This window comes from Lentzea sp. JNUCC 0626, assembly GCF_043632865.1.
Taxonomy (GTDB): domain Bacteria; phylum Actinomycetota; class Actinomycetes; order Mycobacteriales; family Pseudonocardiaceae; genus Lentzea.
In genome coordinates this window covers 7,253,266-7,274,736 of the sequence record NZ_CP171635.1, presented here as the reverse complement: position 1 = coordinate 7,274,736, position 21,471 = coordinate 7,253,266, and the positions used below count along the sequence as shown (strand labels likewise).

At 67.1% G+C, this 21,471-nt stretch carries 19 protein-coding genes, 2 tRNA genes and 1 pseudogene; 16 read left to right on the top strand and 6 right to left on the bottom strand.

Going from position 1 to position 21,471, the window contains the following annotated elements; genetic code table 11:
• The first annotated feature begins 766 nt into the window (after positions 1 to 766).
• The 10 genes and pseudogenes from dnaN to JNUCC0626_RS33360 all read left to right on the top strand — a co-directional run bounded on the left by dnaN (position 767) and on the right by JNUCC0626_RS33360 (position 10,987).
• Positions 767 to 1,891, top strand: a complete 1,125-nt coding sequence (gene dnaN / locus JNUCC0626_RS33405; RefSeq protein ID WP_394614730.1) for a DNA polymerase III subunit beta — start codon at positions 767 to 769, stop codon at positions 1,889 to 1,891.
• Positions 1,892 to 1,934: 43 nt separating this feature from the next.
• Positions 1,935 to 2,816 carry a phosphogluconate dehydrogenase (NAD(+)-dependent, decarboxylating) gene (gene gnd / locus JNUCC0626_RS33400; RefSeq protein ID WP_394614729.1) on the top strand — a complete coding sequence of 294 codons (882 nt, stop codon included), beginning with the start codon at positions 1,935 to 1,937 and terminating at the stop codon, positions 2,814 to 2,816.
• Positions 2,817 to 3,923 carry a DNA replication/repair protein RecF gene (recF, locus tag JNUCC0626_RS33395; RefSeq protein WP_394614728.1) on the top strand — a complete coding sequence of 369 codons (1,107 nt, stop codon included), beginning with the start codon at positions 2,817 to 2,819 and terminating at the stop codon, positions 3,921 to 3,923.
• A gap of 91 nt (positions 3,924 to 4,014) precedes the next feature.
• Complete coding sequence (locus JNUCC0626_RS33390) at positions 4,015 to 4,575, top strand: DciA family protein (protein ID WP_394622153.1); 561 nt, start codon at positions 4,015 to 4,017, stop codon at positions 4,573 to 4,575.
• Positions 4,576 to 4,824: 249 nt separating this feature from the next.
• Positions 4,825 to 6,795 (top strand): DNA topoisomerase (ATP-hydrolyzing) subunit B, encoded by a 1,971-nt coding sequence (gene gyrB / locus JNUCC0626_RS33385; protein WP_394614727.1) that lies wholly within the window; start codon positions 4,825 to 4,827, stop codon positions 6,793 to 6,795.
• Between the two features lie 55 nt (positions 6,796 to 6,850).
• Positions 6,851 to 9,394 carry a DNA gyrase subunit A gene (gyrA, locus tag JNUCC0626_RS33380; protein WP_394614726.1) on the top strand — a complete coding sequence of 848 codons (2,544 nt, stop codon included), beginning with the start codon at positions 6,851 to 6,853 and terminating at the stop codon, positions 9,392 to 9,394.
• 34 nt (positions 9,395 to 9,428) lie between these two features.
• Positions 9,429 to 10,475: a DUF3566 domain-containing protein gene (locus JNUCC0626_RS33375; protein WP_394614725.1), complete on the top strand. Its 1,047-nt coding sequence runs from the start codon at positions 9,429 to 9,431 to the stop codon at positions 10,473 to 10,475.
• Between the two features lie 70 nt (positions 10,476 to 10,545).
• Positions 10,546 to 10,619, top strand: a tRNA-Ile gene (locus JNUCC0626_RS33370).
• A 129-nt stretch (positions 10,620 to 10,748) separates the two neighbouring features.
• Positions 10,749 to 10,868 (top strand): annotated as a pseudogene (locus JNUCC0626_RS33365) (DLW-39 family protein); the annotation flags it as partial.
• Positions 10,869 to 10,914: 46 nt separating this feature from the next.
• Positions 10,915 to 10,987: transfer RNA gene (locus JNUCC0626_RS33360), tRNA-Ala, on the top strand.
• Positions 10,988 to 11,220: 233 nt separating this feature from the next.
• Here the strand turns inward: JNUCC0626_RS33360 and JNUCC0626_RS33355 are convergent.
• Entirely contained in the window at positions 11,221 to 11,613 is a 393-nt protein-coding gene (locus JNUCC0626_RS33355) for a DoxX family protein (RefSeq protein ID WP_394614724.1), read from the bottom strand.
• 107 nt (positions 11,614 to 11,720) lie between these two features.
• Here JNUCC0626_RS33355 and JNUCC0626_RS33350 point away from each other — a divergent pair, with 107 nt between their 5' ends.
• Positions 11,721 to 12,254: a DUF2020 domain-containing protein gene (locus JNUCC0626_RS33350; RefSeq protein ID WP_394614723.1), complete on the top strand. Its 534-nt coding sequence runs from the start codon at positions 11,721 to 11,723 to the stop codon at positions 12,252 to 12,254.
• 66 nt (positions 12,255 to 12,320) lie between these two features.
• Here the strand turns inward: JNUCC0626_RS33350 and JNUCC0626_RS33345 are convergent, their stop codons facing one another.
• Positions 12,321 to 12,887 carry a hypothetical protein gene (locus JNUCC0626_RS33345; RefSeq protein WP_394614722.1) on the bottom strand — a complete coding sequence of 189 codons (567 nt, stop codon included), beginning with the start codon at positions 12,885 to 12,887 and terminating at the stop codon, positions 12,321 to 12,323.
• 93 nt (positions 12,888 to 12,980) lie between these two features.
• On the opposite strand from JNUCC0626_RS33345, the gene JNUCC0626_RS33340 reads away from it, so the two are divergent.
• Complete coding sequence (locus JNUCC0626_RS33340; RefSeq protein ID WP_394614721.1) at positions 12,981 to 13,529, top strand: peptidylprolyl isomerase; 549 nt, start codon at positions 12,981 to 12,983, stop codon at positions 13,527 to 13,529.
• 167 nt (positions 13,530 to 13,696) lie between these two features.
• The gene (locus JNUCC0626_RS33335; RefSeq protein WP_394614720.1) at positions 13,697 to 14,440 is read left to right on the top strand and encodes a rhomboid family intramembrane serine protease; all 744 of its coding nucleotides are present in this window, start codon (positions 13,697 to 13,699) and stop codon (positions 14,438 to 14,440) included.
• On the opposite strand, the gene JNUCC0626_RS33330 is transcribed toward JNUCC0626_RS33335, so the two are convergent.
• Positions 14,437 to 14,832, bottom strand: coding sequence for a PH domain-containing protein (locus tag JNUCC0626_RS33330; protein ID WP_394614719.1), 396 nt, complete (start codon positions 14,830 to 14,832; stop codon positions 14,437 to 14,439). The two genes, JNUCC0626_RS33335 and JNUCC0626_RS33330, sit on opposite strands and share 4 nt — an antisense overlap.
• A 234-nt stretch (positions 14,833 to 15,066) precedes the next feature.
• The gene (gene crgA, locus JNUCC0626_RS33325; RefSeq protein ID WP_030465604.1) at positions 15,067 to 15,333 is read right to left on the bottom strand and encodes a cell division protein CrgA; all 267 of its coding nucleotides are present in this window, start codon (positions 15,331 to 15,333) and stop codon (positions 15,067 to 15,069) included.
• A 436-nt stretch (positions 15,334 to 15,769) separates the two neighbouring features.
• On the opposite strand from crgA, the gene JNUCC0626_RS33320 reads away from it, so the two are divergent.
• Positions 15,770 to 16,705, top strand: coding sequence for a class E sortase (locus JNUCC0626_RS33320; protein WP_394614718.1), 936 nt, complete (start codon positions 15,770 to 15,772; stop codon positions 16,703 to 16,705).
• A gap of 4 nt (positions 16,706 to 16,709) precedes the next feature.
• Complete coding sequence (locus JNUCC0626_RS33315) at positions 16,710 to 16,865, top strand: hypothetical protein (RefSeq protein ID WP_394614717.1); 156 nt, start codon at positions 16,710 to 16,712, stop codon at positions 16,863 to 16,865.
• 440 nt (positions 16,866 to 17,305) lie between these two features.
• On the opposite strand, the gene JNUCC0626_RS33310 is transcribed toward JNUCC0626_RS33315, so the two are convergent.
• Entirely contained in the window at positions 17,306 to 18,649 is a 1,344-nt protein-coding gene (locus JNUCC0626_RS33310) for an FAD-dependent oxidoreductase (protein WP_394622152.1), read from the bottom strand.
• Between the two features lie 77 nt (positions 18,650 to 18,726).
• Here JNUCC0626_RS33310 and JNUCC0626_RS33305 point away from each other — a divergent pair, with 77 nt between their 5' ends.
• Complete coding sequence (locus tag JNUCC0626_RS33305; RefSeq protein ID WP_394614716.1) at positions 18,727 to 19,368, top strand: aminodeoxychorismate/anthranilate synthase component II; 642 nt, start codon at positions 18,727 to 18,729, stop codon at positions 19,366 to 19,368.
• A gap of 54 nt (positions 19,369 to 19,422) precedes the next feature.
• Here the strand turns inward: JNUCC0626_RS33305 and pknB are convergent, their stop codons facing one another.
• Positions 19,423 to 21,426 (bottom strand): Stk1 family PASTA domain-containing Ser/Thr kinase, encoded by a 2,004-nt coding sequence (gene pknB / locus JNUCC0626_RS33300; RefSeq protein ID WP_394614715.1) that lies wholly within the window; start codon positions 21,424 to 21,426, stop codon positions 19,423 to 19,425.
• Positions 21,427 to 21,471: the final 45 nt, after the last annotated feature.

Sequence of the window (21,471 nt, the reverse complement as noted above, 5' to 3'; positions counted from 1 at the left end):
GTCCGCACCCGGGGACGCCGGCCGCGACCGCTCGAACGCCGCGAACGCATCGGGCGCGGCCGACCCGGCTCGACCGCGAGCACCCGGGGACGGCCCGGCGGTCGATCAGCGAACACCCGGGGGCGCCGGACCGGGTCGGCGTCGAGCACCCGGGGACGAGCTCCGCGAGGACGTGGGGATACATCAGTACGTGCGTGCCCAACCACCACCACGAACGCCGCACGGACCCGGGTGAACGACGCCGGATCGGCCACGCGGCGACGCTTTCTGTTCACCCCCTGCACTCGAAGGGGTGGGGACAACTGGAAAAGTCTGTGGCCCCGGCCACGATCTGGCCACAGAAGCCTGTTGAACACCCGGGTACAACTGGCCCGCACCCGGGGACGCACCCGGGGACAACTGTGGACGATCTGTGGATCGAGACCTGTGCACAACTGGCTGTCCCCGGGTGTGCCGATCTGTCCCCGGGTGCCATCCCCCCTTAGTCCACATGGTGGGTGACACCTTGACCTGCGCGTTTAAGACCTGTCCCCACAATCCACAACCCTTACTGTTACTGCTGTTGGATCTCTTCAAGGAAGATCTTCAAAAGCAAAACAGCGTGGATGGTTCCCGGGGATCGGTGGCCGAACCCCGAAGTGACGGGAAGGGCCAGGACGCTCTAACGTGGTTGCTCCGCACCTCGGGAAGCCGAGGGTCGAGGCTCCCTAACCCCCACTGGCTCGTTGTCGTGGTGGCTTGTCGACTGTCGAGGAAAGGACGCCTCATGAAGATCCGCGTCGAACGCGACGGCCTGGCCGACGCTGTCGCCTGGGTCGCTCGCAGCCTTCCGTCCCGTCCACCGGTTCCGGTGCTGGGCGGCGTGCTGCTCGACGCGGAGTCGGAGGACTCGCTGACGGTCTCCGGGTTCGACTACGAGGTCTCCGCTCAGGTCGGTGTCCCCGCGACGATCGCCGACGGTGGCCGCGCTCTGGTCTCCGGGCGTCTTCTCGCCGACATCACCAAGGCGCTCCCGAACCACCCCGTCGAGATCGCGGTCGACGGCGCTCGCATGATGATCAGCTGTGGCAGCGCCAGGTTCAGCCTCCCGACGATGCCGGTCGAGGACTACCCGGCGCTCCCGTCCATGCCGCAGTTGATCGGTGAGCTTCCCGGCGAGATCTTCGGCGAGGCCGTCAGCCAGGTCGCCGTCGCGGCCGGCAAGGACGACACGCTGCCGATGCTGACCGGCGTCCGCGTCGAGATCGGCGAGGGCAAGCTGACGCTCGTCGCCACCGACCGCTTCCGGCTCGCGATGCGCGAGTTCCCGTGGGAGCCCGACGCCACGCTCGGCGACGTCGCCGTCCTCGTCCCGGCCCGCACTCTCGGCGACGCGGCCAAGACGCTCGGCTCGTCCGGCAGCAAGGTCGAGATGTCGCTCGCGGCCAACGACGGACTGCTCGGCCTCTCCGGTTCCGGCAAGCGCACGACGACCCGGCTGCTCGACGCGGACTTCCCGAAGTACCGCCAGTTGTTGCCCTCCGAGCACAGCGCCGCGGCGATCATCGACATCGACGCGTTGCAGCAGGCGATCAAGCGCGTGTCCCTCGTCGCCGAGCGCGGCACGCAGGTGCGCCTCGAGTTCGTCGACGGCGGCCTGCGCCTCTCGGCCGGTGGCGACGACGAAGGCTCTGCCGAGGAAGAACTTCCGGTCGAGTACACCGGCGAAGCGGTCACCATCGCGTTCAACCCGGGCTACCTGCTCGACGGCCTCGGAGCCGTCCGCACGCAGAAAGTCCACTTGTCCTTCACCACACCCAGCCGCCCGGCATTGCTGAAGCCGGTGGACGAGGATGGGAACGTGGCGCCGGGCTACCTGTACCTGTTGATGCCCGTTCGCCTTCCCGGCTGAGAAAACCCTTACCGGGTACCAGAAGAACGTAGGGGAGTACACCGTGCAGCTCGGACTCGTCGGCCTCGGCAAGATGGGTTTCAACATGCGCGAGCGGGTGCGCCGGGCCGGTCACGAGGTGATCGGCTACGACCGCAACCCCGAGGTCAGCGACTCGGAGTCGTTGGCGGACATGGTGTCCAAGCTCGAAGCGCCGCGCGTGGTGTGGGTCATGGTGCCCGCCGGCGACATCACCCGTAACACGGTGAAGGAGCTGTCCGAGCTGCTTTCGCCCGGCGACCTCGTCGTCGACGGCGGCAACTCCAAGTTCACCGACGACCGCATCCACGCGGATCTGTTGGCGGAGAAGGAGATCGGCTACGTCGACGCCGGTGTGTCCGGTGGCGTGTGGGGTCTCGACAACGGCTACGCGCTGATGGTCGGTGGTGACGCCGCGCACGTCGAGCAGGCGATGCCGATCTTCGACGCGCTCCGTCCGGAGGGTCCGCGCGAGGAAGGCTTCGCGCACGCGGGCAAGGTCGGCGCCGGCCACTACTCGAAGATGGTCCACAACGGCATCGAGTACGGCCTGATGCAGGCGTACGCCGAGGGCTTCGAACTCCTCGACAAGACCGACGTCGTGGACAACGTGCCCGCGGTCATCTCGGCGTGGCAGCGGGGAACCGTCGTCCGGTCGTGGCTGCTCGACCTGCTGGTGCGCGCGCTGGAGTCGGACCCGGAACTCGACGACCTGCGCGGGTACGTCGAGGACTCGGGCGAGGGCCGGTGGACCGTCGAGGAGGGCATCAACAACGCGGTGCCGCTCCCGGTGATCTCCGCCGCGCTGTTCGCGCGGTTCCAGTCGCGCCAGGACGACTCGCCCGCGATGCGTGCCGTCGCCGCACTGCGCAACCAGTTCGGCGGCCACGCGGTCCAGAAGGCATAAGTGCACGTCAGACACCTCCAGGTCAGCGACTTCCGGTCGTGGGAGCTCGCTGACCTGGAACTCGACCCCGGCGCGTCGGTGCTCGTCGGCCGCAACGGCCAGGGCAAGACGAACCTGGTCGAGGCGATCGGGTACGTGGCGACACTGGGTTCGCACCGCGTGTCCAGCGACGCACCGCTGATCAGGCACGGCGCCCAGCGCGCCGTGGTGCGGGCGGCCGTGGTCAACGACGACCGCGAGCTGCTCGTGGAACTGGAGATCACGGCCGGCAAGTCGAACCGGGCGCGGATCAACCGGGGTCCGGTGCCACGTCCACGAGACGTGCTCGGGATTCTTCGCACTGTGCTGTTCGCACCGGAGGACCTCTCTCTCGTGAGGGGCGATCCGAGCGACCGGCGCAGGTTCCTCGACGAGATGCTCGTGCTGCGCGCACCGCGTTATGCGGGTGTTCGCAGTGACTACGACCGCGTCCTCAAGCAGCGCAGCGCGTTGTTGAAGACGGTGAAGCACTCGCGGTCGGCGGACCTCTCGACGCTCGACGTCTGGGACGGGCACCTCGCGAAGCACGGCGCGGAGCTGCTGGCCGCGCGGTTGAAACTGGTCCGCGACATGGCGGACCACGTGACCTCGGCGTACGCGGAGGTCGCTCCGGAGTCGCGGCCGGCGCTCATCTCGTACCGGTCGAGCGTCGGCGACCTGCCGGAAGACCGGGAGAGCATCGAGGACCTGCTGCTGGCCGAACTCGACCGGGTGCGCAAGCAGGAGATCGAACGCGGCGTGTGTCTCGTCGGTCCCCACCGGGACGACCTCGACCTGACGCTCGGCGAACTCCCCGCGAAGGGCTATGCCAGTCACGGAGAGTCATGGTCGTTCGCGCTCGCGCTGAGGCTCGGAGGGTACGAGCTGATGCGTGTCGACGGCATCGAACCGGTGCTCGTGCTGGACGATGTGTTCGCGGAACTCGACCGGGGCCGGCGGCAGCAACTGGCCAAGGTGGCGGCCGCCGCCGAGCAGGTGCTGATCACCGCGGCGGTGGCGGAGGACGTTCCGGACGAGCTGAGCGGTGCCCGGTTCGAGGTCCACGGCGGGGAGGTGCGGCGTGTCTGACTCGCAGGCTGACTCTGGGGGTTCAAAGCCCCCACATGTAGCTCGATCGGGTGTGTCCGCCCACACATCTGGGGACAAGTCTGTGGATGGTGTGGATAACTCCGTCACAAATCCGGACTTGTCCACAGGTTCATTCACACCTGAGGGTGAGCCGCTCAAGGGATCGGACCTCGCGCGGGCCGCTCTGGAGGCCGCGAAAGCGAGTGCGAAGGCCCGCGGCCGGGTGCCGGGGAGCAAGGCGAAGGGCCGTCCGGTCCAGCGTCGCCGCCGCCGTTGGTCGGGTCCGGGACCCGATGACCGCGACCCGCAGCCGCTCGGCCGGATCGCGTCCAGGATCGCCGCCGACCGGGGCTGGGTCGAGCAACTCCAGGGTGGTCAGGTCTTCGGTCGTTGGGCAAAATTAGTCGGTGAGGACGTCGCCGAGCACGCGAAACCGATCGCGCTCAGTGACGGGGAACTGACGGTCCAGGCGTCGTCGACGGCGTGGGCCACTCAGCTGCGCCTTCTGCAGCGCGACCTGCTCAAGCGGATCGCCGCGGGCGTCGGCAACGGCGTCGTCAAAAGGCTCAAGATCAAGGGACCGGACGCGCCGAGCTGGCGACACGGCCCCAGGCACGCGCCTGGGCGCGGTCCGCGTGACACCTACGGGTGAGGTCCCGCGAGGGGCTCAGCGGCCGTTCTGTGGCTCAATGAGCGTTCACCTGCGGATTTAAACCCCCGTTTCAGCCGTCCCGACCCGTCCGGCGCCGCTTGAGGCGCTCTGTGACCGAATCAAAGGTGTCCTTGACCCCGTTCTGTCGGGGTGCCCCGGTAGAATCAACGGGAGAGCTTCAACCCCAATCCCAGTAGTCGGGGAACATCGTGCGGGTCCTGCCCGCATCAGCGAGGAGACTCCAGGCCCGTGTCAGCTCAGAAGAACCAGTACGACGCGTCCTCGATCACCGTCCTCGAAGGCCTTGAGGCAGTGCGCAAGAGGCCCGGCATGTACATCGGCTCGACCGGTGAACGCGGTCTGCACCACCTGGTCCAGGAGGTTGTGGACAACTCGGTCGACGAGGCGATGGCGGGTTACGCGACGACGGTCGACGTCACCCTGCTGGCCAACGGCGGTGTCCGGGTGATCGACGACGGCCGCGGCATCCCGACGGGCATCCACCCGGTCGAGGGCGTCCCGACGGTCGAGGTCGTCATGACCAAGCTGCACGCGGGCGGCAAGTTCGACAGCGACTCCTACGCGGTGTCCGGCGGTCTGCACGGCGTCGGCATCTCCGTGGTCAACGCGCTGTCCACGGCCGTCGACCTGGAGATCAAGAACGCCGGCCACGTCTGGAACCAGCGCTACGAGGCGTCCAAGCCGGCGCACGAACTGCGCAAGGGCGAGCCGACGACGGAGACGGGCACCACCGTCACGTTCTGGGCCGACCCGGAGATCTTCGAGACCACGACGTACAACGTCGAGACGATCGCGCGCCGCCTGCAGGAGATGGCGTTCCTCAACAAGGGGATCACGATCATCCTGCGCGACGAGCGGGTCTCGCCGGAGGACGAGGAAGCCGACGCCGAGGGCCACAAGGCCGCGGTGAAGGAGCGCACCTTCCACTATCCGGGTGGTCTGGAGGACTTCGTCCGCCACATCAACCACACGCGCGAGGCCGTGCACCAGAAGGTGATCGGCTTCGAGGCGCAGGGGGAGGACCTCCAGGTCGAGGTCGCGATGCAGTGGAACACCGGCTACACCGCGTCGGTCTACACGTTCGCGAACACGATCAACACGCACGAGGGCGGCACCCACGAGGAGGGCTTCCGCGCCGCGTTGACGCGAGTCGTCAACGAGTACGCGCGCGAGAAGAAGCTGCTCAAGGAGAAGGACACCAACCTCACCGGTGACGACATCCGCGAGGGTCTCGCCGCGATCATCTCGGTGAAGTTGAAGGAGCCCCAGTTCGAGGGCCAGACGAAGACCAAGCTGGGCAACAGCGAGGCCAAGTCGTTCGTGCAGAAGTCGACGAACGAGCACCTGGCCGACTGGTTCGAGCGGCACCCCAACGAGGCCAAGACGATCGTCACCAAGTCGGTGTCGTCGGCGCAGGCCCGCATCGCCGCGCGCAAGGCCCGCGAACTGGTGCGCCGCAAGGGTGCGCTCGACATCGGCGGCCTGCCCGGCAAGCTGAAGGACTGCCGCTCGACCGAGCCGGAGCGTTGCGAGCTCTACATCGTCGAGGGTGACTCCGCAGGTGGATCAGCCAAGGAGGGGCGGGACTCCATGTACCAGGCCATCCTCCCGATCCGCGGCAAGATCATCAACGTGGAGAAGGCGCGCATCGACCGCGTCCTCAAGAACACCGAGGTCCAGTCGCTGATCACGGCGCTCGGCACCGGCATCCACGACGAGTTCGACCTGACGAAGCTGCGCTACCACAAGATCGTGCTGATGGCCGACGCCGACGTCGACGGCCAGCACATCCGCACGTTGTTGCTGACGCTGCTGTTCCGCTTCATGCAGCCGCTCATCGAGCACAACCACGTGTACCTCGCGCAGCCGCCGCTCTACAAGATCAAGTGGCAGCGCACCGAGCCGGAGTACGTCTACTCCGACCGCGAGCGCGACGCCGTGATCAAGGCGGGCATCGAGGGCGGCAAGAGGCTCGGCAAGGACGACAACATCCAGCGGTACAAGGGTCTCGGCGAGATGAACGCCGAGGAGCTGTGGGAGACCACGATGGACCCGGCGAACCGGATCCTGCGCCAGGTCACCATGGACGACGCGGCCACCGCCGACGAGCTGTTCAGCGTGCTCATGGGCGAGGACGTCGAAGCACGCCGTTCGTTCATCACCCGCAACGCCAAGAGCATCAAGTTCCTCGACATCTGAGTTCGAGCTTGGTCCCTAGGCATCCTGGCGTTTCTGGCGAGAAGGAAAGAGAACAGTGAGCGAGACGACTCTGCCCCCGGACCACGACCGCATCGAGCCGGTCGAGATCCAGCAGGAGATGCAGAACTCGTACATCAACTACGCGATGTCCGTCATCGTGGGTCGTGCGTTGCCGGACGTGCGCGACGGGTTGAAGCCCGTGCACGTCCGCGTTCTGTACTCGATGTTCGACTCCGGCTTCCGCCCCGACCGCGGCTTCAACAAGTGCGCGCGCGTCGTCGGCGACGTGATGGGCAACTACCACCCCCACGGTGACTCGGCGATCTACGACGCGTTGGTGCGTCTCGCCCAGCCGTGGGCGCTGCGCTACCCGTTGATCCAGGGGCAGGGCAACTTCGGCTCGGTCGGCAACGACCCCGCCGCCGCCATGCGGTACACGGAGTGCCGTCTTTCCCCGTTGGCCATGCAGATGCTGGCCGACATCGAGGAAGACACCGTCGACTTCCGCGACAACTACGACGGCCGGATCCAGGAGCCGACGGTCCTGCCGTCGCGCATCCCCAACCTGCTGATCAACGGCAGTTCGGGCATCGCGGTCGGCATGGCGACCAACATCCCGCCGCACAACCTCCGCGAGGTCGCGGACGGCGTCGTGTGGGCGCTGGACAACTTCGAGGCCTCCGACGAGGAGACCCTCGAAGCGATGATCGCCCGGATCAAGGGCCCGGACTTCCCGACGTACGGCCAGATCCTCGGCACCTCGGGCATCGAGGACGCGTACCGCACGGGCCGCGGTTCGGTCCGCATGCGCGCCGTCGTCGAGATGGACGAGGACGCCAAGGGCCGCACGATCCTGGTCGTCACCGAACTCCCGTACCAGGTCAACCCCGACAACCTGGTCGAGAACATCGCCTCGCTCGTGCGCGACGCCAAGCTCACCGGCATCGCGAACATCGCCGACGAGTCGAACCGCCGCATCGGCATGCGCATCGTGATCACGCTCAAGCGCGACGCGGTGGCGAAGGTCGTGCTGAACAACCTCTACAAGCACACCCAGCTGCAGTACTCGTTCGGCGTCAACATGCTGTCGCTCGTGGACGGCGTGCCGCGGACGTTGCGGATCGACCAGATGATCCGCCACTACGTGAAGCACCAGATCGAGGTCATCGTCCGGCGCACGCGGTTCCGCCTGCGCAAGGCCGAAGAGCGCGCGCACATCTTGCGCGGTCTGGTGAAGGCGCTCGACCAGCTCGACGCGGTGATCGCGTTGATCCGCCGGTCCGAGACGCCGGACATCGCGCGCACGGGCCTGATGGAGCTCCTCGACGTCGACGAGGTCCAGGCCAACGCGATCCTCGAGATGCAGCTCCGCCGCCTGGCGGCCCTCGAGCGCCAGAAGATCATCGACCAGTTGGCCGAGATCGAGGTCGAGATCGCGGACCTCAAGGACATCCTCGAGAAGCCGGAGCGGCAGCGCGCCATCGTGCGCGAGGAGCTCATCGCGATCGTCGACAAGTTCGGCGACGACCGCCGCACGAAGATCATCCCGTTCGACGGCGACGTGTCCATGGAGGACCTGATCGCGGTCGAGGACGTGGTCGTCACGATCACGCGCACCGGCTACGCGAAGCGCACCAAGACCGACCTCTACCGCGCGCAGAAGCGCGGCGGCAAGGGCGTGCAGGGCGCACAGCTCAAGCAGGACGACATCGTCGCGCACTTCTTCGTGTGCTCGACGCACGACTGGATCCTGTTCTTCACGAACAAGGGCCGCGTGTACCGCACGAAGGCGTACGAGCTGCCCGAGGCGAACCGCAACGCCCGCGGCCAGCACGTCGCGAACCTCCTCGCGTTCCAGCCGGACGAGGAGATCGCGCAGGTCATCCAGATCAAGAACTACGAGGTGTCTCCGTACCTCGTGCTCGCCACCCGCAAGGGCCTGGTCAAGAAGTCGAAGCTGTCCGACTTCGATTCCAACCGATCGGGTGGTCTTATCGGCATCAACCTGCGCGAGGACGACGAACTGGTCGGTGCGGTGCTCTGCTCGGCCGACGACGACCTGCTGATGGTGTCGGCCGACGGCCAGTCGATCCGCTTCCACGCGACCGACGACGTGCTGCGCCCGATGGGTCGTGCCACGTCAGGCGTGCAGGGCATGCGCTTCAACGCCGATGACGAGCTGCTGTCCGTCGGCGTCGTCCAGGAGGGCCTGTTCGTTTTGGTCGCGACGGACGGTGGGTACTCGAAGCGAACGCCGATCGAGGACTACCCGGTCCAGGGTCGCGGAGGCAAGGGTGTGCTGACGATTCAGCACGACCGCCGACGTGGCAGGCTGGTGGGCGCGCTCATCGTCGACGTCGACGACGAGCTCTACGCCATCACCTCGACCGGCGGGGTCATCAGGACCAAGGCCGAGCAGGTGCGCAAGGCTGGACGGCAGACGAAGGGCGTGCGGCTGATGAACCTCGGCGAAAGCACCACTTTGATCGCCGTCGCACGCAACGCGGACGAGCCCAGCGACGTCACTATCAGTGAGACGTCTGCCGCGGAGGACTCTGCCGCTGACCAGGCAGCCACCCCCACCGACTCGGCTGAGTAGTCGGAATCGTTAGCGAGAGGTCAAGGACAAGCTCGTGACTCCACCCGAGAACCGCGAAGGTCGGGACGCGGACAAGACCGCGGTCATCACCAAGCCGACTCCGCAGAACTCCGCCCAGAAGCCGGCGGAGAAGAAGGCGGACTCGGCCGCGGCACCGGCCTCCGGTTCCTCGGGTGGAACCGCGCAGGACAAGACCAAGCCGGTGTCGGCGGAGAAGGCCAAGGAGGCCACCGCCGCCGCGCCCGCTGCACCTGCGGCTCCCGCGGCAAAGCCGGCGGAGAAGGTCGAGAAGGTCGCTCCCGCAGTCGAGGAGAAGACCGTCTCGCTCAGCACCCCGCCGTCCACGCCGGCTCCGGCGGCCACCCCGGCCCCGACGCCGGCGCCCGCTCCCGCTCCTCCGGTCACGTCGGCGCCCGTCGCCGACGAGCCGGTCGTCGTCTCGGCCCCGCCGCCCTGGCAGCGGGTGACGAACGACACGGACGCCGCCCAGCACGACGCGACCGAGACGTACACGGCCCCGGCCGCACCCCCGGTCCCGTCCGCCGCTGAGCCCGCTCCGGCCTTCCCGATCACCGACCCGGACACCGTGAAGGTGCAGAAGCCCGTGGTCACGGGCTCGGCCGTGCCGGTCGGTCTGGGCAGCAGCCGCACGTCCGTGAACATGGGCGCGGGCGGCTCACGCCCCGCGGCCTCTGCCCCGTCGGCCCGCCGCCCCGGCCGCGGCCCCCGCCGTGCCTCGCTCCAGGTGAAGCGCGTCGACCCGTGGTCGGTCCTCAAGCTCGCCCTGGTGCTGGGCGTGGCCCTGTTCTTCGTCTGGCTCGTGGCGGTCGGCGTCCTCTACGGCGTCCTGCACGGCATGGGCGTCTGGGACAAGATCAACAGCACCGCGAACGACCTGCTCCAGGCCAACGAGCCGGGCGAACCGCTGATCAGCGCGGGCCGCGTCTTCGGCGTCTCGGCGATCATCGGCGCGGTCAACATCGTCCTGTTCACGGCCCTGGCGACCGTCGGCGCGTTCGTCTACAACGTGTCCGCGGACCTGGCCGGTGGCTTGGAGTTGACGCTCTCCGAGCGGGAATGACCCCCTGATTTGGGAGCAACGAGGACGATCCTGTAAGGTTCTCCTCGTTGCCCCAAGGGGTGATGATCGAGGGCCTATAGCTCAGGCGGTTAGAGCGCTTCACTGATAATGAAGAGGTCGGAGGTTCAAGTCCTCCTAGGCCCACTCGGGTTTTCCATTCGAATCATCATTCTTGTCTGGGACTGTTGAGTCCCAGAGCCCCGGCCCAACTCTCGCGAAGCCTGTAGGCTGGTGCGGTAGGTCGGGGCATTAACAGTCTTGGAGGGGTTTCCAGTGGCTAAGAAGATCATCGCACTCGTCGTGGTCGCCGGTGCGGTCCTGTTCTTCGTGAAGCGCAGCCGTTCGGCCAAGGCCGACGCGGACCTGTGGCGCGAGGCCACCGCTCCCACCGACTGATCACAGTCTTGCTCTGACGGACGGCGTGCCCGTCCTCAGACATGGGGACGTAGCTCAATTGGCAGAGCACCGCCTTTGCAAGGCGGGGGTTAGGGGTTCGATTCCCCTCGTCTCCATTCTTACCTCGGCCCGGGGAGTGTCTGCGGAAAGCGCAGACCTCCTCGGGCCGAAGTGTTTTCTGGGGGCCGAGCCCCCAGACCCCACGCCGGGGGCACGCCCCCGGACCCCCGGCCGCCTCGCCTTCGGCGTCGGCAGGCCACATCCCGTCGCGCGGCACTCTTGCCTCCAGCGTGCAGAAGCCCCGTTCGCGCCGTTGCGAACGGGGCTTCAGCGCATGTCGGTCATGGCGTCACGCCGCAGCCAGTGACTTCTTCGGCGACTTGCGGATCGTGTCGATGCTCCAGGCGCCGGCGCCCGTGAACACGAGCAGCAGGAAGGCCCACGAGTAGACGGCTGCCAGTTCGCCGCCGTTCTCGATGGGCAGCAGGGCCTTGGGCTGGTGCACCACGAAGTAGGCGTACGCCATGGCGCCGGAGCTGATCAGGGCCGCCCAGCGTGTCCACAGGCCGATGAGGATGAGGCCGCCGCCGATCAGTTCGATCAGGGTGACCGGGCCGGACGGCCAGGCGAGGAGGTCGACTCCCTTGGACAGCTTCTGCACCCCGTGGAACACGAAGAACAGACCAATGATGATGCGGAAGAGCGCCAGGGCGTGCTCGCGTCGTTGCTCGAGGAACTCCATGTGCTGGGTCCTTCCAGAGGCGGGGCAGGGGCAGGGCACAAAAGGTATGGACCAATTTAGAGTGTGCCGGTTGAGGCGCTTTTGGTATCTGGTTGACTGTTGCCCCTATGAAACGAGCACTGTTGCTGCCCCTGCTCGGCGTCCTCGCCGCGTGCGGCTCTCAGGTCGCCCAAGACGTGCCGGTGCCGACCACTCAGACCCAGCAGGTCACCACGACGACCAGCGCTGCTCCGACCGTGCCGCCCGCGCCCCAGCCCGCGAGTGACGGCACGTGCCCCTACCTGGCGACCGGTTTCGTCGCGGAGGCCAACGGGCAGCGTGTACCCAAAGTGAAACTGTCAACGGATCAGCCTCACCCTGCGTGCTTTTTCTACGCCAATGCCACTGAGATCCAGTTGACCGTGCGCGTCTACGTGGGGGATGAGCGCGTCGCGAAGCTCATCGTGAACGAGGCGGCGCCGGACGGTTCGCAGCCCGCCACCGCGCCCACCGGGTGGACCGGAGGGTACGTCAGCAGCGACACCGGTGTCGTCTACGCCGTGGGCAAGGGCGACGCGGCCGTGGTGGTCACGACCAACCAGAAGCAGTCGATCAAGGCTCGCCGCATCGCGGAAGAGTCGATCAAGGGGCTCCAGCTCTAGCGATACACGAACGCCCCCGTCGTCTCCACCTGCAGGGAGACGACGGGGGCGTTCGACGTGCGGGAACTACTTCACGGGTTCCTTCTGGGTCGGCACCTGGCCGTTGAGGACGGGCTCCGCGTGCGGAAGCGCCTCCTCGTCCTGCAGGTGGACCTCCTGCGGCCGGCGCGTCAACGCGACGTACCCCGCCGCTGCGGCCGCGACCAGCAGACCCAGCACCCACGGCCAGCGGCGACGCTTCGGCGCGTCCGCACCGAGCTGGGCCGCGGCCTTGCGGATCTCCTTGGCGCGCACCTTCGCGTCCTTGCGCGCGTGCTTCGCCGCCTTCTTCACTTCCTTGCGCACGACCTCCGCCTTGCCGATGAGGTCGGCGCGCGTCTGGGCGCTCTTCTTCGCGAGCCGCTTGCGCGAGCGGCGCGTCTGCTTCTCCCAGTCCTCGGCCTTGCCCATGAGCGCATCAGCGCGTTCCACGAGTGCGCCGCGGACCTGGTCTGTGGTGATGCCGCGGTCGGCCAGCTTGGCCTCAGCGGCGTGACCAGCGCGAACGACACCCTGACGCGCGGCCTTCAGACCGGTGCCGACAGCCTTGCCAACGTTCTCGCCGGCGCGGGTCATGACGTCCACCTCGTCCATCCTGTGCTCCACACGTTGTCGTCCGGTGATGTCATAGAGATACCCATCGTGCCCGTTTCTGAACATCTCCGCCTGTGATGGCACGATGGGGTGGTGGCTGACAGCAACGAATCCCTCGTCGGGACCAAGGTGACGGCGACCCTGCACACCACGCAGGGCGACATCCGGATCAACCTGCTCCCCGACCACGCCCCCAAGACGGTGGCCAACTTCGTCGGGCTCGCCGAGGGCACCAAGGACTACTCCGAGGCGAACGCCGGTGGCACGAAGTCGGGTCCGTTCTACGACGGCACCCTGTTCCACCGCGTCATCGCCGGCTTCATGCTCCAGACCGGTGACCCGACGGGCACCGGTCGCGGTGGCCCCGGCTACCGCTTCGCCGACGAGTTCCACTCGGAACTCCAGTTCAACAAGCCGTACATCCTCGCGATGGCGAACGCCGGGCCCAACACCAACGGCTCCCAGTTCTTCGTCACCGTGGCGCCGACGACGTGGCTGAACTTCAAGCACACGATCTTCGGTGAGGTCGCTGACCAGGAGTCGCGCGACGTCGTCGACGCGATCGGCAACACCACGACCGGCGCGGGCGACCGTCCGGTCAACGACATCAAGATCGAGCGGATCACGATCGAACGCGCGTGAGCAACGCATCCGTGCCACCGGAAGGGCCGATCGGAGCGCAGCCGGAAACCCCGGTCTGCGCACGTCATTCCGATCGGCCTACCCGGCTGCGCTGCACCAGGTGCGACCGCCCGGCGTGTCCTGAGTGCCTGCGTGACGCATCAGTCGGCATGCAGTGCGTCGACTGCGTGAACGAAGGCGCGCGCACGGTCCGTCAGGCTCGCACGTCCGCGGGTGCGCCGGCCTCGAACGGCCGGCCGATCATCACCCAGCTGATGATCGCGGTGAACGTCCTGGCGTACATCGCCACGGTCGTCCAGTCCGGCAGCCCGATGAACAACCAGCGGTCGAGCATCTTCGTCGAGACCGCGATGATTCCCGGCCTCACCGCCGCAGGTGAGTGGTGGCGGGTCGTCACCTCGGGCTTCATGCACTTCGGCCTGATCCACCTGGCGCTCAACATGGCCGCGTTGTTCGTGGTCGGCCCGGTGATCGAGCAGGAGCTCGGCAAGCTGAGGTACAGCGCCGTCTACTTCCTGTCGCTGCTCGGCGGCAGTGCGTCGGCGTTCCTCTTCGGCAGCGTCTGCCCGACGTACGCCGGTGCGTCCGGTGCGGTGTTCGGCCTGATGGGCGCGCTGCTGATCGTGTTCAAGCGGCAGCAGCGGGACATCTCGACGATCGTCGTGATCGTCGTGCTCAACCTGGTGTCGAACCTCTTCACCAACGCGTCACTGCTCGGGCACCTCGGCGGCCTCGTGATCGGCGGCCTGTTGACGCTCGCGATGGTCAAGGCGCCGCGGCAGAATCGCAACGCCTACCAGATCGGTGCCGTGGTGGCCGCCGCGGTGCTGCTCCTCGGCATGTTCGCGTTGCGCGCCGCGCAGCTCGACACGGCGGCGGAGTTCCTCCTGGAGTACAACACCTGCCGTTAGGGCCGCAGTGCGTGCAGCACTCCGGCCACTTCTTCGGGATCGGCGCCGAGGTCCAGCCTCGTGAGCACCACGAGGCGGTCATCGGCGTCGAGTTCCAACGTCTGCTGCTCCCGCCCGAGTCGGCGCGTGGTCTGCAGCTTGACCTTCACCTCGTGCCACGGCAGCTGCGTCCTGCTCGCGAACCCGCGCACGACCAGGCCGTTCGCGTCGGCGGAGAGCCGAGGGCGCGCCAGCGAGGCGAACGCGGCGAGGTAGGCGACCAGCAGCGTGGCCAGTCCGATGAGGAGACGACCGGCGTTGTCGTCGGCGACGAGCGTCGCGACGGCGAGCGCGGCGGCCGCCAGCCACGCGAGGAGGACGACCGGGGCGGGCGTGGACCAGGTGCGAGTCACACTGTCGAGTGTGCCGCATGAAATGTGGACAACCGAACGGGTCCGCATGAGGGAAAACCGTCGCTTGTGCATTTTGGTGCAAAGTTGTCCACAGGACTTGTCCCCAATGGGGATGACTTACAGCCGTGTGCTTCGGTGACGCTCGGATGAACCAAGTGAACCTGGGGCGAACAAAGGTCGGCCCGGACGTGTGACGTCCGGGCCGACCAGTACGAACGGTGAGCGGCTGTGCGCCTAGCGCCAGCGCATCGTCATCAGCAGGCCGATGATCATGAGCGCGAACCCGATGGCGAAGTTCCACGCCCCGAGCTCCAGCATGAACGGGATCTTCTCGGCCGCGATGTAGTTGACGACCAGCCACGCGAGGCCGAGCAGCATGAAGCCGAGCATGACAACGACGTAGACCGGGTGAGACGGCCCCGCTGCCTTGACCTTGACCGGCGTGCGGCGGTCAGTGGGTGCGGTGTAGACCGCCTTCTTCCGGACCTTCGACTTGGGCATGCTGTCCTCGCCTGACGTGGATATCCGTGAGTGACGCGAGTTTACGTGCACTACTCAGGAGACACGTTAACGTAGCGACGGTGGTGAGCGAACCACCTTGCAGACGCAGTTGTTTTCAGTTCACAGTCCGCGCGGAGGTTCTCAGGTGAACTCGGGACCGCAGCAGCCGCCTCCCAGGCGCCCTGCACCCCGTCGTGATGACCTTCAGCACGTGCGGGCAACACCAGCTCCGCGGCCCATGCCGCCGGCGGACGCAACGCAGTTCACCAGCGCTTTCTCCGGAAGCCTGCCCCCGAACCCGCAGCAGCAGCGGCCGAACTTCCCGCCGCCCGGCACCCCGGCCAGAGGCATGCCGCAACCGGGTCGTCCCGGTCCGCCGCCCGGAACGCCGCCGCGCGGAATGCCCCCGCGCCCAATGCCTCCGCGCCCACGCCCGGTGGACCCGCCCACCGAGGTGATCCCGCGCGTCGAGGACGACTACGACGACGAGTACTACGAAGACGACGATTACTACGACGACGAGAAGCCGGCGGCCAAGAAGGACGACCTGCCGCCCGACAGCCTGGCCCGCAAAACGGTCAGGGGCTTCGGCGAAGCCCTCATCACCATGGGCCTCGTAGTTCTGCTCTTCGTCGTCTACGAGGTCTACGTGACCGACCTGCTCTCCGCAGCGAAGCAGGAGGACGCCACCGCGGCCCTCGACTCCGAATGGAGCTCGAACGTCGTCACCCCGCCGCCGGCGGACCCGAACCGCAAGTCGCAGCTGAACCTGATCGAAGGCAAGGCCTTCGCGAAGATGTACATCCCGGTCTTCGGCAACGACTGGAAGTTCTCCGTAGTCGAAGGCACGACCGACAAGCACCTGGAAATCGGCCCGGGCCACTACAAGGACACCGCCCAGCCAGGCGAAGCGGGCAACTTCTCCATCGCGGGCCACCGAGTGGGCAAGGGTGCGCCGTTCAACGACCTCGACCTGCTCGAATCGTGCAACTCGATCGTCGTGCAAACCCAAACCCAGTGGTTCGTCTACCGAGTGCTCCCGATGAGCAGCGAAGTCCAGGGCTGGGCCACCAACCCGAAGTCCAAAGAGGCAGCCTGCGCAGGCGTGGCCCCGCTCTCCACCACCCTCGGCGACGTCTACGCGAAAACCGTGGGCCAGGAGATCGTGGTCCCGAGCCAGGGCGAAGTGATCGCACCGATCCCGCACCAGGTGGGCGCCACCGTCCCGGCGGACAAGCAGGCCCGCCTGCTCACCCTCACCACGTGCCACCCTCGTTTTTCCGACAAGCAGCGCCTGATCGTGCACGCCATCGAAACCAAGAGCTACCCGGTGGCCGACGGCTTCGTGCCACCAGAGATGACGGGGGCCTAGTCCGATGTACAGCTGGATCTGGCGCCACCTGCCGGGCCCGACAGCCGTGCGGGTGCTCGAGGCCGTAGTCCTGGCGCTGGCCGTCGTGGCGCTGCTGATGTTCGTCGTGTTCCCGTGGGCGGAGCCGAAGCTCCCGTTCAACAACGTGACGACCCAGTAGGACGCAGGGACCGCAGTCGCGAACGCAAGGTGACCACCGTCTTGGCCCGGCGCGCGCATGCAACCGGCGGCCACCAACGCAAGCCAACCACCTACGAGACCTGGTGTGGCGAGGCGAAGCGAGCCCGAACGGGCTGATCAGCTCTGGGTAGCGGTTCCACCGTTCTTGGCGATTGGGGCTTGACCTTGAGGGGCTGGATGCCAACCTGTCCGGTCCGGCCGGGGCGCTTTCACCCCGGCTTTTGAAGGCCGCGAATGCATCCAGCTAGAGGCTCAAGGTCAAGCCCCAATCGCAACCCCGCTCTTCGTCACGACCCGCGCGCCCACCCTCGCAAGGCGACCGACCCCCAGGAACGCGACCAACCCCGCTGGAACAGGAATCAGAAATGTGAAACCGCCACCGCGCAAAAGGCGCGATGGCGGCTCCATCGAGGAACGGCGTCAGCCGTTCGAGACAGAAGTCATCTCCTCACGAGAAACAACCTTGATCCGCTCCCGCCCATGAGCAGCCCCAAGCGCGATCTCGTGAGCATCCAGCCGCCCCCACCCGTCGTTGGTGACAAACGGCACTCCACGTGCGGAAAGGAACTCCACCACCGCGCCAGGTGACGGCGACACAGCCTGCGGCAGCCCATCGGCATCAGCCAGCAAGCTGGTGATCGTCTCCAAGGCATCACCCTTGGTGTGCCCGATCAACCCGATGGGCCCACGCTTGATCCACCCAGTCGTGTAAACCCCAGGCATAGGCACCTCATCCAGGTCCAACACCCGACCGGCCTCATGCGGAATCGTCCCGGAAACATGGTCAAAGGGAATGTCGGCCAGGTGCGTGGACAAATACCCAACGGCCCGATAAACAGCCTGAACATCCCAGTCGGTGAACACCCCGGTACCGCGAACATTCCCGTCCCCGGTCAATTCTTGGGTCTCAGTCCGCAGCCCGGTAACACAATCGGAACCCAAAACCTCAACAGGAGCCTCAAGGAAGTGCAGGTGCAACCGCCGAGGCCGAGACCCGACATCGCGAATCGCCCACTCCTGCAACGTCTTCACGATCATCTCAACTTGCTTGTTGGTCCGGATCGCGAGCATCGACGCCTCGTCGAACTCGATCCCCTCGGCATGCACGATCACCTCGACGTTGGGGGAGTGGTCCAACTCCCGCAACTCCAACGGCGTGAACTTGGCCTGCGCGGGCCCGCGCCGCCCAAAGATGTGCACGTCGGTGACAGGAGAGGCAGCCAACCCCTCGTAGACGTTCGCAGGAATCTCGGTCACCAACAGCTCGTCCGCCGTCTTGGCCAACACCCGAGCCACGTCCAGCGCGACGTTGCCCACCCCGAGCACCGCAACGGAAGTGGCGGTCAACGGCCAGGTCCGCGGCACGTCGGGATGCCCGTCGTACCAGGACACGAAGTCCGCAGCTCCGAAACTCCCCGGCAGATCGATGCCCGGGACGTCCATCGCACGGTCCGCGGAGGCGCCGGTCGAGAACACGACCGCGTCGTAGAACTGGCGCAGGTCGTCGAGCTTGATGTCGACGCCGTACTCGACGTTGCCGAAGAACCGGACGGACGGTCGGTCGAGCACCTTTTGCAGGGCGCCCACGATGCCCTTGATGCGGGGGTGGTCGGGGGCGACGCCGTAGCGGACCAGGCCGTAGGGGGCCGGCAGCTTCTCGAAGAGGTCGATCTGCGCGTCGACGTCGGACTTGGTCAGGATGTCGGCGGCGTAGACGCCGGCCGGTCCGGCGCCGACGATCGCGACGCGCAAGGGGCGACTCATGACACCTATTTTAGGGTAGCCTAACCTCAACGCGGACGAGAGCTAACTCACTCGCGCCGACCAACTAAGCTCTCTTCATGCGCGTGCTCGTGGTCGACAACTACGACAGCTTCGTCTACAACCTCGTCCAGTACCTCGCTCAGCTCGGGGCCGAGTGCGTCGTGCGGCGCAACGACGAGGTGGACCTCGACGAGATCGACGACGTCGACGGTGTGCTCGTCAGCCCAGGGCCCGGTACGCCGGAGCGTGCTGGCGCGAGCATCGACGTCATCAAGAAGTGTGCGGACATCGGCAAGCCGGTGTTCGGTGTGTGTCTCGGCCATCAGGCAATCGGTGTCGTGTGGGGTGCCACGGTTGATCGGGCGCCCGAGTTGTTGCACGGCAAGACGAGCATCGTCTTCCACGAGGGTCAGGGTGTGCTCGAAGGGGTGCCGCAGCCGTTCATCGCCACGCGGTACCACTCGTTGACGGTGCTGCCGGAGACGATCCCCGCCGAGTTCGAGGTCACCGGCAAGACGGAGTCCGGCATCGTCATGGGCATGCGGCACCGGGAGTTGCCGGTCGAGGGTGTGCAGTTCCACCCCGAGTCGGTGCTCACCGACGGCGGCCACCGGATGCTGGCGAACTGGATGAAGGTCTGCGGCTTCGAGGTGCCGGAGGCCACGGTCGCGCAGCTGGAGAACGGCATGCGCACGCTTGCCGCGGCCGCGCGCCTCTAAAGCCAAAAAGGGGCGGCTTCCTCAACCAGGAAGCCGCCCCTTTGCACTTCAAGCCTAACTACCGCCGGCGCCCAAAGTTCCCACGGTCACGGTGACCGCGGTGCCCTTGGTGATCAGCTGGCCCTTCGCGGGCTGCTGCGAGAGCACCTTGTCGCGCTTCGACGGGTCGAGCGTCTGCTCGTTCTGCACGTTGAAGGACGCGTTCCAGCCCAGCTGGCGCAGCTTCTGCTCCGCCTCCCGCTTGTCCATGCCGACGAGGTCGGGCATCTCGAACTGGTTGCCCTTCGAGACCCGCAGCGTGACGAGCGAGTTCTTGTCCGCCTTGGTGTTCGGGCCCGGCGTCTGCGAGATCACGGTGCCGGCCGGCTTCGCGCTGTCCTGCTCCTCGACGGCGACCTTGAAGCCGGAACCCTCGAGCGTCTGCTTGGCGTCGTCGACGTCGTCGTTCACGACGTTCGGCACGTTCGACTTCTCCGGCGCCTTGCCGAGCTGGATGGTGACCGTGCCGCCCTTCTTCAGCTTCACGCCGACGGCGGGGTTCTGCTGCACGACCTTGCCGGCCTTGGTGGCGTCCTCGACCTCGACGGCCTGGTCGCTCTGCTGGAGCTTGAAGCCGTTGGGGTCCTTGTCGAGCAGCTGCTGGGCCTCGGCCGGGGTCTTGCCCGCGAGGTCCGGCACGGTGCCCTCGCCGGGAGGCGCGCCGACGGAGATCTTGACCGTGCTGCCCTGGGCGACCTGGGTGCCCTCCGGCGGGTCCGAGCCGATCACCTTGTTGATCTGGTCGGCGTTGCACGTCGCGGGGGCGCCGGCCGCACCGGGCTCGCAGGCCACTTCCTGCTGGGACGACTGGAGACCGGCCTTGGTGAGCTTCTCCCTGGCCTCGACCGGGCTCAGCCCGACGACCGACGGGATGGGGACCTTCGCGGCCGCCTCGTTGCTCTGGTTCATCAGGTTGTTGGTGATCCACGCAGCGAGGCCGAGCACGGCCAGACACAGGATCACCACCAGCGTCACCATGATCGCCTTCTTGCGGCGGGCGCGACGCTCTTCCTCTTCGTCCGCGATCGGGTCGTAGTCGTCCGGTTCCGACTTCAACGCCGCCGGACGGTGCCTGCCACCGCCGCCGCCGGAGACGATCTGCGTGCGCGGTGCGCGCGACTGCTCGTTCATCACGGCGGTGCGGTCCTCGGCCGTCATCACGGCCGGGGCGGACGGGCGCTGGCCGGACAGCACGCGGACCAGGTCGCCCCGCATCTCCGCGGCCGACTGGTAGCGGTTCGCCGGACCCTTCGACATCGCCTTCAGCACGATCGCGTCGAGCTGCGGCGACACCTTCGGGTTGAGCTGCGACGGCGCCTTCGGGTCCTCCCGGACGTGCTGGTACGCCACGGCCACCGGCGAGTCACCGGTGAACGGCGGCTCGCCCGTCAGCAGTTCGAACAGCACGCAACCGGCGGCGTAGACGTCGGAACGGCCGTCGACGGACTCACCGCGCGCCTGCTCCGGCGACAGGTACTGGGCCGTGCCGATGACCGCCGCCGTCTGCGTGACCGCGGCCTGGCCGTCGTGCAGGGCACGGGCGATGCCGAAGTCCATCACCTTGACGGCGCCGGACTTCGTGATCATCACGTTGGCCGGCTTCACGTCCCGGTGGATGATGCCGTGCCGGTGGCTGAAGTCGAGCGCCGCCGAGACGTCCGCCATGACCTCCATGGCGCGCTTGCCCGACAACGGGCCCTGCGTCTTCACGATGTCGCGCAGCGTCCGTCCGTCGACGAACTCCATCACGATGTACGGCAACGGGCCGTACTCGGTCTGCGTCTCACCGGTGTCGTAGACGGCGACGATCGCCGGGTGGTTCAGGGCGGCGGAGTTCTGCGCCTCACGCCGGAAACGTTCCTGGAACTGGGTGTCACGGGCGAGGTCGGCTCGAAGCACCTTGATCGCCACGTCTCTGCCGAGGCGGACGTCCCGCCCCTTGTGGACCTCGGACATGCCGCCGTACCCGAGAGTCTCGCCCAGTTCGTAGCGGTTTGAGAGCAGTCGCGGAGTGCTCATCGGTGCTTCGTCCCGCTCCTAGTCGACGGTGTTCCGAACTCGGTT